Raw genomic sequence first — 14,948 nt, forward strand, 5'->3', positions numbered from 1 at the left:
TGGCAACTACCTGCCACTTGAAACCGCGTGCTGTGGCGCAACTGTGCAAGGTCGCTGTGCTTGTATGCTCTCGCACTCGCGTCCGAAGCAGGTTCATATTTCTCGAGAGTCACGGCTTCGGGAGATGACCGCTGCCTAACGTTGTTCGCTCGACCTGCCGCTACTGCCAACTCGAGTCCGTGTTTGATTTTGCACATTCGTGTTCGCGTTACTCTTCTTGTCTAGCCGACAAGGGGGCACATAACGCCTGCAGCTTCGATGGCATCATTTCTGCAGGAAGGACTTGGACGGAGCTCAAGGGGGGTGAACCGAAAGGGTACTGGAGATCTTTCGGCCCACGACTTGGCCGCACCCTACCAGCGAGCCTTATTGCTGCTTCCGTATACGGGGCACCTTAACGATCGCTCCGTTAGCTCAGATGAGGAGGAAGCGGTGGACCGCCGGAAAGATACACTGGGACACGAGATCCTGCAGGTAGCGGATTACGAACGAGCGCTCTCGATCAACGACTACTATGCTCAGCTCACGGTCAATGTCGCGGACGTGCCGTTCTGGATGTCGGATGGTGAGGCCTTTGCTTATTGCCGAAGGGTAAGGGGCCGGCGCCAATTCATCCTCGGGAACGCTGTCACGGGCGCAAAACAGCTGGCCTTTGATCATGATAAGCTGGCTGCCGCCCTGACCCGAGCAACGCAGAGGCATTGCGACGCTGACAATCTGCCGTTCCGTCGCTTTGACCTGGCTAGCGATGGTCGCGAGATCATCTTCCAGATCGATAGCACCAGGTGGAGCTGCGATCTTGTGAGCTACGCTTGTCTGACCCAGAACGCTTCCTCCAAAGTCCATGAGGAGAACCCCTATGGCAGCCTTCCGGTAGAAAATGATCCGAAGGAAAAAAGCGCATCTCCTGATGGTAAATGGCTGGCCTATATCAATAGGCACAATCTATTCCTGTGCAGCAAGGATGGCTCGCAGGACATGCCCTTGACCTGGGACGGATCCGAGAGCAACAACTACGGGTTGTCCACGCTGAGTTGGTCTCCGAACTCGCGCTATCTTGCGGGATACCGGTTCCGCCCCGGATACGAGCGTAAGATTCATTTCGTCGAATCGTCGCCGACCGACCAGCTTCATCCGAGGCGCCGGACCATGACGTATCCTAAACCTGGCGACCTGTTGACAGTATCACATCCGGTGCTCTTTGAGATCGGCAGCCGACGCGAGATCCAACTCGACAACAATCTATTCCGAAATCCTTACGAACTTTCGCCGATCGAGTGGTGGGAGGACAGTCGAGGTTTCACTTTTAAGTATAATCAACGAGGTCATCAGCTCTATCGCCTCCTAGAAGTGGTAGCAGCCACCGGAGAAGTCCGCTCGCTGATCGATGAGTGCAGCAAGACCTTCGTCGACTATCAGCCGCTGAACATGGACCAAGAGTGCACTGGCAAAATCTTTCAGTATAACGTCGCAGACGGGAAGGAGATCATCTGGGCGTCCGAGCGCGACGGATACGAGCATCTTTACCTATTCGATGGCCGAACCGGCGAGATTAAAAATCAGATCACCAAAGGCAAGTGGGTGGTCCGCACGGTCTATTTTGTCGATCCGGTGACGCGCCAGATCTGGTTTGGCGCGAGCGGAATGAACGCAAGCGAAGATCCTTACTTTATCCATGGCTACCGAATCGAATTTGACGGGACGGGCCTGACTGCGCTCACGCCTCGAGCGGCAAATCATCACATCGAGTTCTCGCCAGATGGCCACTACTATGTAGACCTGTGTTCACGAATCGATCTTCCGCCGAGCTTGGTCTTATATCGAACCACTGACAATTCGGAGCTCATGCAGGTCGAAAGCGCCGACATTTCGGAGCTCGTGGCCGCTGGCTGGACGCCGCCGCTCAGCTTTCATGCGAAGGGGAGAGATGGCGAGGCTGATATTTGGGGGGTCATTCACCTTCCCATTAATTTCGATCAAACCAAGCGATATCCGGTCGTTGAGAGAATATATGCTGGCCCTCACGGTTCTTTCGTTCCGAAGTCATTCTCAGCCTCGGCCGAGCCGCTCGCGTAACTTGGATTCGTCGTTGTACAGATCGATGGAATGGGAACGAACAACCGTTCGCGAGCGTTCCACGACGTCGCCTGGAAGAATCTTAAGGACGGTGGGCTTCCCGACCGAATCCTGTGGCACAAGGCGGCGAGCGTAAACTATCCGTGGTACGATATTTCAAACCTTGGCATTTTTGGTGCGTCCGCCGGTGGTCAGAATGCGGTGAGCGCACTCCTCTTCCATTCTGAGTTCTACAAGGTTGGGGTCGCCAATTGCGGTTGCTATGACAACCGAATGGACAAGATCTGGTGGAATGAGCAGTGGATGGGCTGGCCGGTCGGCATCGAATATTCACAATCCTCCGCCGTCGACAACGCGCACCGATTACGAGGTAAGCTGTTGCTGATTGTCGGCGAACTGGATGAAAACGTCGATCCATCATCCACCTTCCAGCTTGCCGACCGTCTTATCGACGCAGGAAAATTCTTCGACATGCTTGTGGTGCCGAACGCGAACCACGGAGTGCCAGGCAATTACTGCGAACTAAAGCTCGTGGACTTCTTCGTTCGCAATATTCTTTGGCAGACACCGCCTAACTGGAACGCGGCTTCGATCGAGTCGCTGAGCCGGTGCTGGATGCGAGGACGTGATGGCCAAAAACTAATTAGCTCCATCGAATCTCACAAGTGATGTCCGCGTTCTACGGCCGGACGATTTGGCCGATTCAGCGTTCGTCGGAAGCGCGGATGAGGATGGGTCATGGGCGCTTCCGTTGCGGTACGAAACGTACAGTTCTGCGTCTATTAGGATACATCGTGCCGGGCGTGAACGCCTTCGTCCGATCCTGACAGTATTAGTGCGCCGAAAAACAATCTTGACCTGTCAGAACGCATGACACGCAACTCAGGGAAGCGCGATGGTCCGCGCGCGAAACTTCTATGGTTCAATCTTTCGCAGCAGGCCTTTCAGGCCAGTGGCGTCGGCAACGAACGCCATCGGCGTCTTGCATGATTGTGCGGCCGCTGCTTGGCGTTGGGAGAAAAATGGTCGAAAGCGCGCTGAGCAGCCTTTTGCTGGACTCGCTGAAAGATTGGGTCGTACGCCCAACGTAGACTGCCGATCTTCCCAGCGCGAGGAGGGCCTTACGATTGGCGCACGTCTGTGAACTGACACTGAAGATCGTGGAGGATGAGGTGCGTACACTGCGGCGGGAGACAAGAGGCCAAGCTCAATGAGCCAGCAGCGGATTGTGGTGACCGCGACAGGCGCCGGCATCGGAAAGACGGTGTTCTGCGCAGGACTCGTCAATCTCCTCAGTGCGAAGTTTTGGAAACCGATACAAGCCGGCCTCGAAGGAAAACGGACACAGAGCGCGTCGCTCGGCTTGGCAATGTTCCGTCGCATCGCATCGTGCCTGAGCGTTACCGACTGCAAACGGCAGCTTGGCTCCACTCCGCGGAGATTGACGAAGTTCGTATCAAAACGGATTCGCTGGACGTGCCGGACACCGGAGAGCAGCCGCTCGTGATCGAGGGTACCGGCGGACTGATGGAGCCGCTGAATTGCGGCTCCCTTTACATTGACCTCTTGGAGAGATGGCAACTTCCTGTCGTGCTCTGCGCGAGCACAACTCTGGGCTCGGTCAATTGTTCACTGCGGTCTATCGAGGCGCTGCGAAGGCGCCAGATCGACATTCTTGGAGTCGCTTTCGTTGGAGAAAAGAATTCGGATACTGTGAGAGCAATTCGCGAGATTGGACGGGTGCGTTGGTTAGGGCGACTGCCCTGGATTGCGCCTTTGTCGGCAGACACTCTGCAAGCTGCGTTCAAGGCCTCCTTCTGGCGCGATGATTTCAACCCACGACACTAAAGATGAAGTCGTTGATTTGGCATCCGCATGCAACGCGCGCTTCAAGGCATGATTACAACCTCCGGGTGCCTTAGTCGGAACCGCGGCGTCCGATCTGAAGACGATCCCTAGCGGCTATCGTGATGCCGCCATATTACGTCAACCAGGGCAGACCTCGATGAATTGACGCATGTCATCTTTGCCGGCATGCCGTCGATCCTGCCACCCTACATGCGGGGTTCGAATTCGATGGAGACGCTGGTGCCGATCCTTTACCTGAAGGGGATCTCGACTGGCGACTTCTCGGAAGCGCCGGCTGCGCTGCTCGGGAAGGATGCTGCCGGGTTGTCGGCCTCCGCGATCGGTCACCTGAAGCATGGCCTGGCTCGACGAGACACCGCGCATGGCAGAAGCGCGACTGTCGGCGAAACGCTACGTCTACATCCGGGGTGGTGGCATCCATCTCAAGGCCCGGCTCGAGGACGAAAAAGCAGTGCATCCTCGTGCTGATCGGCGCAACGCCGGAAGGCCGCAAGGAACTGGTCGGCTTCACCGATGGCGCCCGCGAGAGCACGCATGACTGGCGCGGTCTGCTGCTTGATCTGAAGGGCCGTGGGCTCGACGTGCCTCCGCGGCTCGTCATCGCACGATGGCGCACTCGGATTCTGGAAGGCGGTCGGCTAGGTCTGGCCCCAAAACGCGCGAGCAGCGCTGCTGGGTGCACAAGACCGCGAGCGTGCTCGCCAAGCTGTCGAAGAGCCAGCAGCCGAAAGCCAAGTGCGCGTTGCAGGAAATCTGGATGGCTGAAACGAAGGTCGCCGCCGAGCTGGCGTTCGACGCCTTCGTCGAAGCTACGCGCTGAGATACGAGAAGGTAGCCGACTGCCTGAGCAAGGATCAAGACACGCTGCTCGCCTTCTAAGACGTCCCGGCCGAGCACTGTGACATTCAACGACGGGATCGAGGTCATCGCCAAGCCGACCGACCGTCAGCCCACAATCGCCAGGGCCTGACCGGCATCGCTATCACCAAATTTGGCGATAGCTCGCTTCGGTCCCGGAGATCCTGATGTCAAAGAGTTCAAAGCCGGAGCAGCGACAGACACTACCACCGTTTATGCATTAATCTTAGAGGTTCAGCGACTATCTGCGTCAAAAAAACAAGAAGGGCATTGCTGGCCAGCTTTCCGCGGAGGCGCTGAATGCAGACGTCAAGAGCTATAATCAGGACACGAGCGTTGGCGGCAACGTCTGGCAGCACTGGCTCAGCTGCGGAAGTCGTCGGCCGGCGCTAAAGCGATGGAGATCGCGCTCGGTATCCCGACCATTGCTGATCCCGAAGATACGGGACTGACAGACTCGAGGCGGATCAACAACGCCGCTGCGCAGCCCGGCGTTGGCCAGAACCACACCCATCTGCAGCCAGCTAAGCTCAGCCGACGCGTGTTCAATGGGGCGCCGGAAGCAGCCTCTTTACTCCCAGGATGCTCCACCGAGGCCCCAATCAATGGCAATGCTGTAAAGCGCAACGGCGATAACACCGTAGGTGTTCTTCGCAGCTTTGGCGTTCGGAAGATCAAAGAAGATCGCTGTGCGGCTCAACGAGGAGCCGCACAGCGATGATGCGCGCAAGTTAATCGGGCGGGGTAGCGCTCACCCGCACCCCCCGGAACCGCGCCAAGCTCGCTGGAGCAAGCTATGCCACATTAACAAGTCCAATACCGGAGCTATGTGGACGGGTTCCTAATTCCTAGCGTGGGATTGTCTCTCGGCATCTACATTGCTTGGGTGATGGATGAGCCGAACGTCATTGGGGCCTCCCGGCCCCAAGAGGGCGGTGTAACGCTCGCCGCGAATGTCGTAGTTTATTGCCGGCTGCGCCTCGTTCGGCACGTGGCCCCAGCGGCGGAGCTTCGAGAGCATCGTGTCCGGGGCTGGTTGGTCGCCGTGCGAAAAATTCTCGGGAACGGCGAACGATGCAGCATAAATCTCGCGGGGCGCGGGGGACGTCCTCTCAGCCCTGGAAGACGCCGGAGCGGCTTGCTCCATCGACCGTCCAAGTCGCGATGGTGAGGCTCGCTGCGCGCTGGGCTGCGGAGCGTTTTCCAGTCGAAATCCCAGAGGAATGGCAGTGCCTGGCGGATTGAGTGGGGTGCTTGGCCTCATCGTTGCCGCGGGCACGAACAGCGCCGTGTAGCGGTCATTGTGAACGATAAAACTGTTGGGTCGGCTGTCCTGGCGCGGCGGGACGTCGCTACGGCCAAGCGCAGCGGACGCGTGCTGGTCGCCCTGCCGGAAATTGAAGGGAATAACGGCCGGTTCTGAATCCAGCCCTTGGTGATGACCCTCGGTTGGCTCGACGGACGAAGATGGGCCAGCGTTTCTCACCATCGCCCACAGCAGATCCTGATCGTAGCCTTCGGGAAGGACGAGCCGATCGCTGGCCTGAAACGGTGCGCCGGCGTCTTCCATCGGCTCGCGAACGACTGAACTGCCGGGCTCGCCCACCCGGCGTCCGATGGCATCCCCTTCCGTATGGCTTAGTGTTCTTTGCCTCTTCGCAGGCCTCAACTCCCCGGTGTAATCGTCACGCATGAGGACCTCGTGACTTGAAGAGGGAGCGCTCTCGGTCAGCTCGTTCCGAGCCGGTTGGTAGCCGTCGCTCCAGTTGAACTGGCGAACGGCTTTTCCGCGGTCCGGTCCCTGGTGATCGCGCGCGGTCGGGAGAGACGATGTTAGGTTGGGTTCGCCCATCATCCCTCGCAGCGGGTCCTGATCGTGACCTTCCGCAGGCAGCTCTATCGGCCAAGTCCAAGCTTCCCGCGGCGCGCTGTGCTGGGCAGCGGTGTCCCCGAGGTGTCTGGTGACGGCGTCTTCGGGATGAGCACCGTGGGCCCCATGGTGCCCAAGTTCCAAAGCCTCGATGAGGCTACGCTCTTCCTCAGACAGAGGAAAATAGTAGGGATCTGAAGAAGCAGGGATCTCTGCAACGGCAGGGGCATCAAGCTGCGGCACTTCATCCAAGTACGGCTCAAACTCCGCTTGCTGCTGTTGCGGTTGTGACACTGCGGCGTGGTCACGGTCGAATGGGTTGATGCTGTTAAATGGGTCCATGTCAACTCCCCGGGGGTTGGGTCGGTTCGCAATGCCGAGCCGACAGCGTCGCACTCTCCCGATCTATTCGGATCAGCTGTCGACAAGCTGACGCGCTTGGAGACTTACGGATTGCGATCTCAGATCAATCATTTCGCCGCTCTTGACCGCGACTGGGTGACGGAACCGAGCAGGCGGCATGACTTTGCGTGTTCGGGACGAGCTCAATGGCGTCGGCACTCTAAGGCCGCGACGATCTCGGCAACTGTTTGGGCCATTTCAGTCAACGCAGCGCTTTCGACGCCACCTCCATCAGCTCACCATCAATTTTACGGTTTGTGGCGACAACGCTTCCTTGGCTCGCACGCTCGCTTGCCGCACCGCGGCGGATGCTCTCGATCGGATTGTAGTTCTCAGCTGGCTCTGGTACTCGGCGGGAAAGTCATAGAAAGCCAATGGGTTCCAGATTGGCGATCCTTGTCCGGTAATCAAGGTCAAGCGCATGGTTGGCGCGCCTCTCGGCGAAGGTATCAAGTGCATGCTCCGCGACCGCCCGGCTTAGCGCCATTGAGATCCTGTTTGGCCTTCTTGCCAGTCCAAACCAGCTCGGGATGTCTTTGAGCACGTTGACGGTCTTGTGCTGCCAGCGCTCGTATTCGCCCCTGCGATTGGTCATTCAGGCCCGAAATCATCGAAGGCGAAAGGTTCGGTGCATCCCCTCCAGCAGGGCCGAGAGCGCCTCCTGGATCGCCTGTCGACATAGCGCGCAGCTAAGGGGCGGGCAGCAGGGGATCGAGGCTCCTAGTTCGCCGCGCTCGGACTGGCAAAATCACCGAGGTGAAGTCGATCCAACCGGCGAGCCGCTCGCGCGCCGGTCCTCACCTTGGGCCTGGCAATCTCGATTGCGCCGATATCCGTTGCGATGTTGCGCGCCGGGCCATGGCCGTGCCGCACGGCCCGGCGCTACCACCCGCGCCGGCTTCAGCTCGCCGGCGTCTCCGGAACGCGGCAAATTCCGTCTCGACAGCCCGGACGAGCAGATCACGCGCTATGTTGCGGAGAATTTGTAGCAGTGCATGATCAACCGCAGACGGCTGACCGAAGGGCAGGACGTTGATCGTCTCCTTCGGGCCGCATCAGCTCCTTGAAGAAATTCTCGCAGGTTCGCCATCCGCCTGGATACGCTGCCTCTCTGAGCGCGTTATCACCCAAATTCTTGCGCAACTCCCGCTTTCTTCGTATTCACCCGGTCCCGCTCAAGACCTCTATGTGCAGAACCCGACAGCAAATTGCAATTGAGTCGATCTGAATCGCAAAGAGTTGCTTGCCTGAACCAAGCTCGCGAGTGCTGGCATGTCGATTGCTAGAAAGCTACCTGATACATCATGCCACTAGCTGGACGCAAAGGCCGAGACAGATCCAACTTGCCGTCCAAACGAATACTCTAGCATACAAGCGGCGCTGTTAACTGCCGCTCCGCTAACGGAGCCAGTCATGCTGATCGACACCTCCACAATCTTCGACTCCATTCGCATCAACAAGAAGGAAGCGCGGGAGCGCCAGACCGCGGCGTTATGTGAATGGCCTGGTTGTCAGAACAAGGCTACCCATCCCGCGCCCAAGGGCCGCGACAATGCGCGCGAATATTGGCACTTCTGCATCGACCATGTTCGCGAATACAATGAGTCCTACAATTTCTTCTCGGGGATGGATCCGGAAGCGGTCGCGCGCTACCAGAACGACGCGCTGATCGGCCATCGTCCGACTTGGAAAATGGGCGAGAACATCAGCGCCCGCAAAATGACCGGCAGCGCGGCCGATTTCGAGGACGACTGGCATGCCCTCTGCACGCTCCTCGAGCTGAACGGACGCGCCGGTGCGCGCCCCCGCGCGGAGGCCAAGCCGGAGGCTCGCAAGATTTTAAATGCCGAGCGGAAAGCGTTGCAGGTGATGGGCCTGAATGCCAATGCGACGCTCGGCGATATCAAGGCGAAGTACAAGGCGATGGTCAAGCAGCACCATCCTGATGCCAATGGCGGCGACCGCTCTACCGAGGATCGCCTGGTCGAGATCATCAAGGCTTACCATTACCTAAAGAACGTGGTGCGCGAGAGCTAGCCCAGACACGACTTGAACGGCTTCACCCCACCCGCCGCTACGTAGCCCTTCATCGTGTGAAGGCTGCATCCGAGCTGGCGTGTAATCCGCTTCAGACCCTCACGCCTACGCCCGAGAGGCGCAGCATCTCCGCCACTTTAGCCGGAGTCTTTATCAACAGCGCGCCCCGGATCAATCCACGACGAGCCTTCCGTGATTCTTTCCTCTTTCATTTGCTCGCTCCTCGGCTTTGCAAGGAGGGGGCAAGTCCTCGCGACGCCTAAGGGGGCGGTTCGCAAAGGGCACCACAGCGAAACGCTGAAAGCGCCGGTCCTCGGCTGCTCAAAGACCCCGCAAGACTAAACTGCTGCTCCGCTGCTCGATTTCAAGGATGCAAACGCCCGTACTGGATTTGGCTTGCGCGTTAGGACCGCACTCACAGGCAGCGCGCATCCCGTTCCGCGTCAATGCAGGTGAGGCAACTGCAATCATGCTCTTGATCTATATCAATTCGATGTCGCGCCTGAGACGTTGTCGCATGTTTGACGTTTGTCGCATCCGCTCGAAACACCTCAGATGAGACCGTCTTTCTCTGAGTGCCTCTCTCTTAAGGGGCCATTTTGCCAAATCGGAAAGTGGTACGAGAATTGCTATGTCCACCATGCTGGTTCTTGGAAGTCCTGAGAGTCGCATGCACGCTGTCGTCCTTATCAAGCAGCTGGTTGTCAATGTCCGCGAGTGGCGGCCCAACATGCGCAAGCGCCTGAGAGGGGCTGCACCAGTCCGGACCTGAGGTGTGCCGAGCTGCGCGAAGAGTTCCGTGCCGAGCGCGCTTCTTTACGTCGGCGCTCGAGACGTTGGTATGTTCTTAGAGAAGTGCTGACCTTGTCCGCCGCAACCGTTGCATCATTTGCCAGCCATCCTTTCGCGAGTCTGGATACGCGCGTGACGATTCGGTAGCTCGAATAGCAACCGGACCGGCCGGCAACGAACGAAGACAGCTCCGCGTTGGCTCAACCTTTGGGCGGCGCGCATCGGTTTGCGCCACCTATCTGATCGGTGCGCGCCGGGACCGGTCAAACATTTCGGGCCCGGCGCTTTCCTTCGCGCGCGCGTCCAACTGCAAGAAGCAGAGCCAACATCTGTGTAAGTAAAATGGAAATAGAAATGGATGACCAAACGCACGGCGAAATGCCACTCTCTTCAAGCGGACGGGAAAGCCGCGGGCCAGACCTATTCAGCTTCGTCGAATGCGCTACACAGACAAAATCAATCAAAGCGCTGTTCGATCTTCTTGTGAATTGCGCGAGCAATGAAGGCTTTAATAAAGTCGCGTACGGAGCACTGTCCTGCTCGAATGAGCGTCGTCTGCTGAACTATCTGCCGCCCCCGCCAACTATAAACTTCCCGTCTGATTGGTGCCAACGCTATGCTGAGCAAGAGTATCGAGCGATCGACCCGGTAGTCCGGCGGACAGCAATGCTGCCAAGGCCCTTTCTTTGGGATGAACTAACCCGTCGATACGAACTGCAGCCCCGTGAGCTGCGCGTCTTACGCGAGGCCAGAGAAGCAGGTCTTAAGCATGGCATAAGCGTGCCATTGTTTGGATCGGAAGGCCGATTGGCTTTCGTATCGTTTGCATCTCCCTTCGATGATGCCGATCCACAGGATCGCATGGCTCATCTCACGACATTGGCATCGGCGTTTCACAACGCTGTCGCGCAGATTACACCGCCGCTTGATGAAGGTTGCGAGACAGACATTCCGCTAACGGATCGAGAAACAGAGTGCCTATACTGGGTCGCAGAAGGAAAGTCAGCCTGGGTAATCGGGCGACTTGTGGAAGTTAGCGAGAATACCGTCAACTTTCACATGAAGAACGTCGTCAGAAAGCTAGGGGCGGCGAACCGGACAAATGCTGTACACAAAGCAACCCGACGCCGCCTCATTTAACTCCGCGCCCGTTTAAAGGCACGATCAAAGGCCCCGTCCTCGGGCCGGCTCTTCTGTTATTGCCCCGGATCGGGACAAGCGATCTCAAGTGGCTTCGACGATGTACTTTAACGGAAGCGGCTCAAACCAGATAGCTGGGCAGGCAAGCGCATCAGGCGCGCGTATGCGGTGTGCCTCAACAGCGCCCGGTGTGGACTTGGGGCGTCGTTGTTGCATCGTTGCGCCGGACTCAATCCGCCTCTCAAGCGATCTAGTGTTGCTAAACAGGCGGCTCAACGAGACGGCGGAAGACGCCGACATCATCTTCATTCTCTCCAGCAACCGTCCCGAGGCGATCGCCGCCAGCCGTCCCGGCCTTATCGATCAGGCAATCGAGGTGCCGCTGCCTGATGCGATCCGCCGAGGCAAGGTGGTTCGCCCTATGGCAGCGGCTTGCCGATGGATGAAGCCATGATCGCTGAAAGCCGTGCGCTTCACCGCGGGGGCAGCGCCGCCTTACAATTGTGGCGCGATTTCCATCAACGTGAAGCCACCTGCTCGTGCAGCGAGGTCAATCGCCTATCTAGGCATTGTGGTAAGGGTTCTCCAGCCATCGACCTTGCCGCATGTTGATCTGGCAGGAGGTGAGCGGGCCAGGACAATATTGCCATGGCGGCCGCTGATGGCAAACGGTCTTGATCTTGATCCGTCGCTTGAACTCCTCGTATGGTGTTAGTACGGGCAATGAGATCTGCCGGTGCCAACGTTCCGCTGCGGTGTTCTACAGCGTGGTGTATGGTACTACCATCGGCACAGAAGCAGCGGGAGCACGAATTGCGGGTCCGGCGATACAGGCAATGAGCCGGGAGTTCGAGTTGGGAGCTGGCCACCTCTGCGACTCACTGCGTTGTACTCGCACTTGTCGTCTCGCCGCAGCTCAGATGCCGATGAGACGAGCGATTGGACTCGGCATCCAGCGAAACTTCGGAGGGATGTTTGGGGTGGCGGCAGGCTCCGCCGGCAGCACTGATACGACGCGGAGTGCGCCAAAGCGCTGGCAAGGCTCTGCTGGCCAGCGATGAGGTGGTGCTCGAGGTCATAGGCAACAGCATGGCGGTCTACGCGCGTGCGGACGCCTTTCGCCCCGTGTGATTGTCGGCAGTCCGCTGCAAAGCAACTCGCGCAGGCTCTCGACAAACCGAAAGATCGTCCCGGTCACGCCGGCCAATTTGGAGGAGGAAGGTATCCTTCCCAGATTCGGATGCGTGAGAGGCCCAGAAGTGACATCGCAAATACGTTGGGACCTTCGCCAGCATAAGCCGAAGCGCAGGGACAATAGGTGCCCGCTGTTCGATCTTCCGCCGATTTGCCTCAGCAACTTGGGCAAGGGACTTGTTTCGACGCACATGGGGCAGGCACTGCACTAACAAGCGGCGGGCTTTAGGCAGCCGAACGCGACGATAACCTCGCGATCTCTTTTGGCGCAAGGCCGATCTCGCGGCCAGGTTCAACCCGCCACCTCAACTGTTTTGACTGCCAGCCTTAGTGCCAATCCGTTTGGGCAACGTTCTTCTATGATTGGCTTCAAAGTTCGCGCCAATTCCGAGCGTGCAGCAAGGCTCTATGTTAATGGACTGTCAGAGTGGCGGGCAGGACCGATGAAGCCCTATTGCCGGTGGTCCTACGGGATGGTGTAGCATCGCGGCTACTCTTAGAAATCACCGAAACTGCCGCGGACTGCCAAGTCGTTCACAGGAGTGTCGCCACAGTGAAACTGTCCTGTTGGTTCATGTCCTCGGGTCAAAGTGCCACCTCTTAATCTCTAGTTCTCTAGTCTCATGGACAACGGAACTTAACGAAGGAGTTCCGCAAGTGTTTCGGTGTCCAGCTGTTGGCCGCCTTCATCAAAAAATCTCACCTCGCATCTGCTTTTGCGCGACATCAAAGCGGTTGGATCAGCTCCTGACTAGATGAGCAAAACGCGGGCCAACTTCAGTAACGGTTCTTGCTTCATGGCGCTTACGCAGAGATTAGAGTTCCGGCAATCGCAGTCCCTGGTCATGACGCCGCAGCTGATGCAGGCGATCAAGCTGCTACAATTGTCCAATCTCGACCTCATGATCTTCGTGGAGGAGGAGCTCGAGTGCAATCCGCTGCTCGAGCGAGCCAATGACGATGTAGCTGGCGCCGAAGCCCCGACTGAAGTCGATCAGGTCAGCGGCGAACAGCTGGCCGAGGCTCAAGCGCGCGACGCCCGGGATGGCGCGCCGACGACCTACACCGAGTGGGGCGGCGGCGCCTCCGGTGACGAAGACTACAATCTCGAAGCTTTTGTCGCGGCCAACGTTGTCGGACCATCTCGCCGAGCAACTCTCGGTCGCCTTCACCGCACCGGCGCAGCGCATGATCGGCCAGTACCTGATCGACCTCGTCGATGAGGCCGGCTATCTGCCGCCGGATCTCGGTCAGGCCGCCGAGCGTCTCGGCGCATCGCAACAGGACGTCAAGGACGTCCTTGCCGTGCTGCAAAAATTCGATCCGCCCGGCGTCTGTGCGCGCAATTTGAGCGAATGCCTGGCGATCCAGCTGCGCGAGCTCGACCGCTACGATCCGGCCATGCAGGCGCTGGTCGAGCATCTGGATCTCCTCGCCAAGCGCGACATCGCGTCCTTGCGCAAGCTTTGCGGCGTCGACGACGAGGACATCGCCGACATGATCGGCGAGATCCGCCGCCTCAATCCCAAGCCCGGCATGAAGTTCGGCTCGGCGCGGCTCCAGACCATGGTGCCCGACGTCTATGTCCGCCCGGGTCCCGACGGCGGCTGGCACGTCGAGCTCAACAGCGACACCCTGCCGCGCGTGCTGGTCAACCAGACCTACTATTCCGAGCTGTCGAAGAAGATCGGCAAGGACGGCGACAAGTCCTACTTCACCGATGCGCTTCAGAACGCGACCTGGCTGGTGCGCGCGCTCGACCAGCGCGCCCGCACCATCCTGAAAGTTGCAACCGAGATCGTGCGCCAGCAGGACGGCTTCTTCACCCATGGCGTGGCACACTTGCGGCCGCTCAATCTCAAGGCCGTCGCCGATGCCATCCAGATGCATGAATCCACGGTGTCGCGCGTCACCGCCAACAAATACATGGCAACCAATCGCGGCACGTTCGAGCTGAAATATTTCTTCACGGTCTCGATCGCCTCGGCCGACGGCGGCGAAGCGCATTCGGCGGAAGCGGTGCGTCACCACATCAAGCAGCTGATCGATTCCGAGGAGCCCTCCGCGATCCTGTCGGACGATACCATCGTGGAACGCTTGCGCGCCTTGGGCATTGATATTGCCCGCCGCACGGTCGCGAAGTATCGCGAAGCGATGCGCATACCCTCCTCGGTGCAACGCCGCCGCGACAATGAGTGGTCAACGATCAACAGTCGAGAATCGGCAGGAATTGGCCTCCATGAAGAAACTCCCAGCCCTCGATTTGGAATCCACAAGCTACGCTTTGGATTTCTGTGAAAGCGGACCTTTCGAGCGAGATCTGTTGATTGGTCCATTGAACGAAGCCGCTGGCGCGAATTTTGAGGTAGAGATAGTAAAGGCCGACTGCCGTCTGAGAGGATCGCGCGTTCTCAGAGCCGACCCCCCTTCAGACAAGAGGGTTTTCTGATGGCCAAGGTGAGTCCTCTGCGCCGCCGTGATCGAGCAGATGACAGTCGGCAATTTGTCGCGAGCAACGCAGCCGATTATATCTCACGCAGTATCGAAGTTTAGCCGATATTTCGCCCTTGTTCGACGAGCTTTTCATCGAACGCCCAGGCTCGGTCGCCGCGCAATTTGTCCTGCGCGTCCTACGAGCCCGGTGAAGTTTCTGTCGCCTGCAGCTCCCGTCTAAAAGCGATCCTGCAAAGCGATCTTGAGCTAGCACTTT

Annotated in this window: 5 protein-coding genes and 4 pseudogenes; 7 read left to right on the plus strand and 2 right to left on the minus strand. The window is 58.4% G+C overall.

The features are described 5' to 3' along the window. Positions 1–432: 432 nt before the first annotated feature. The 4 genes and pseudogenes from ACNJX8_RS08835 (at position 433) to ACNJX8_RS08850 (ending at position 5,524) form a co-directional block, all read left to right on the plus strand. Positions 433–2,745: pseudogene (locus tag ACNJX8_RS08835) on the plus strand (DPP IV N-terminal domain-containing protein). 541 nt (positions 2,746–3,286) lie between these two features. Beyond that, positions 3,287–3,924 (plus strand): annotated as a pseudogene (locus ACNJX8_RS08840) (dethiobiotin synthase). A gap of 189 nt (positions 3,925–4,113) precedes the next feature. Further along, positions 4,114–4,821 (plus strand): annotated as a pseudogene (locus ACNJX8_RS08845) (IS256 family transposase); the annotation flags it as partial. A gap of 379 nt (positions 4,822–5,200) precedes the next feature. Next, the gene (locus ACNJX8_RS08850) at positions 5,201–5,524 is read left to right on the plus strand and encodes a hypothetical protein (protein WP_439360290.1); all 324 of its coding nucleotides are present in this window, start codon (positions 5,201–5,203) and stop codon (positions 5,522–5,524) included. A 120-nt stretch (positions 5,525–5,644) separates the two neighbouring features. On the opposite strand, the gene ACNJX8_RS08855 is transcribed toward ACNJX8_RS08850, so the two are convergent. Further along, a complete protein-coding gene (locus tag ACNJX8_RS08855; protein WP_439360291.1) occupies positions 5,645–7,015 on the minus strand; it encodes a hypothetical protein in 1,371 nt (456 codons plus the stop codon). Positions 7,016–7,436: 421 nt separating this feature from the next. Beyond that, entirely contained in the window at positions 7,437–7,670 is a 234-nt protein-coding gene (locus ACNJX8_RS08860; RefSeq protein ID WP_439360292.1) for a hypothetical protein, read from the minus strand. An 818-nt stretch (positions 7,671–8,488) separates the two neighbouring features. On the opposite strand from ACNJX8_RS08860, the gene ACNJX8_RS08865 reads away from it, so the two are divergent. The 3 genes and pseudogenes from ACNJX8_RS08865 (at position 8,489) to rpoN (ending at position 14,536) form a co-directional block, all read left to right on the plus strand. Beyond that, the gene (locus ACNJX8_RS08865) at positions 8,489–9,112 is read left to right on the plus strand and encodes a J domain-containing protein (protein ID WP_439360293.1); all 624 of its coding nucleotides are present in this window, start codon (positions 8,489–8,491) and stop codon (positions 9,110–9,112) included. 1,146 nt (positions 9,113–10,258) lie between these two features. Beyond that, positions 10,259–11,044, plus strand: a complete 786-nt coding sequence (locus tag ACNJX8_RS08870) for a helix-turn-helix transcriptional regulator (protein ID WP_439360294.1) — start codon at positions 10,259–10,261, stop codon at positions 11,042–11,044. Positions 11,045–13,035: 1,991 nt separating this feature from the next. Continuing rightward, positions 13,036–14,536, plus strand: a pseudogene (gene rpoN / locus ACNJX8_RS08875) (RNA polymerase factor sigma-54). Positions 14,537–14,948 lie beyond the last annotated feature (412 nt).

Source organism: Bradyrhizobium sp. SPXBL-04 (assembly GCF_051853035.1).
In the GTDB taxonomy this organism is placed as follows: Bacteria; Pseudomonadota; Alphaproteobacteria; order Rhizobiales; family Xanthobacteraceae; genus Bradyrhizobium; species Bradyrhizobium zhanjiangense.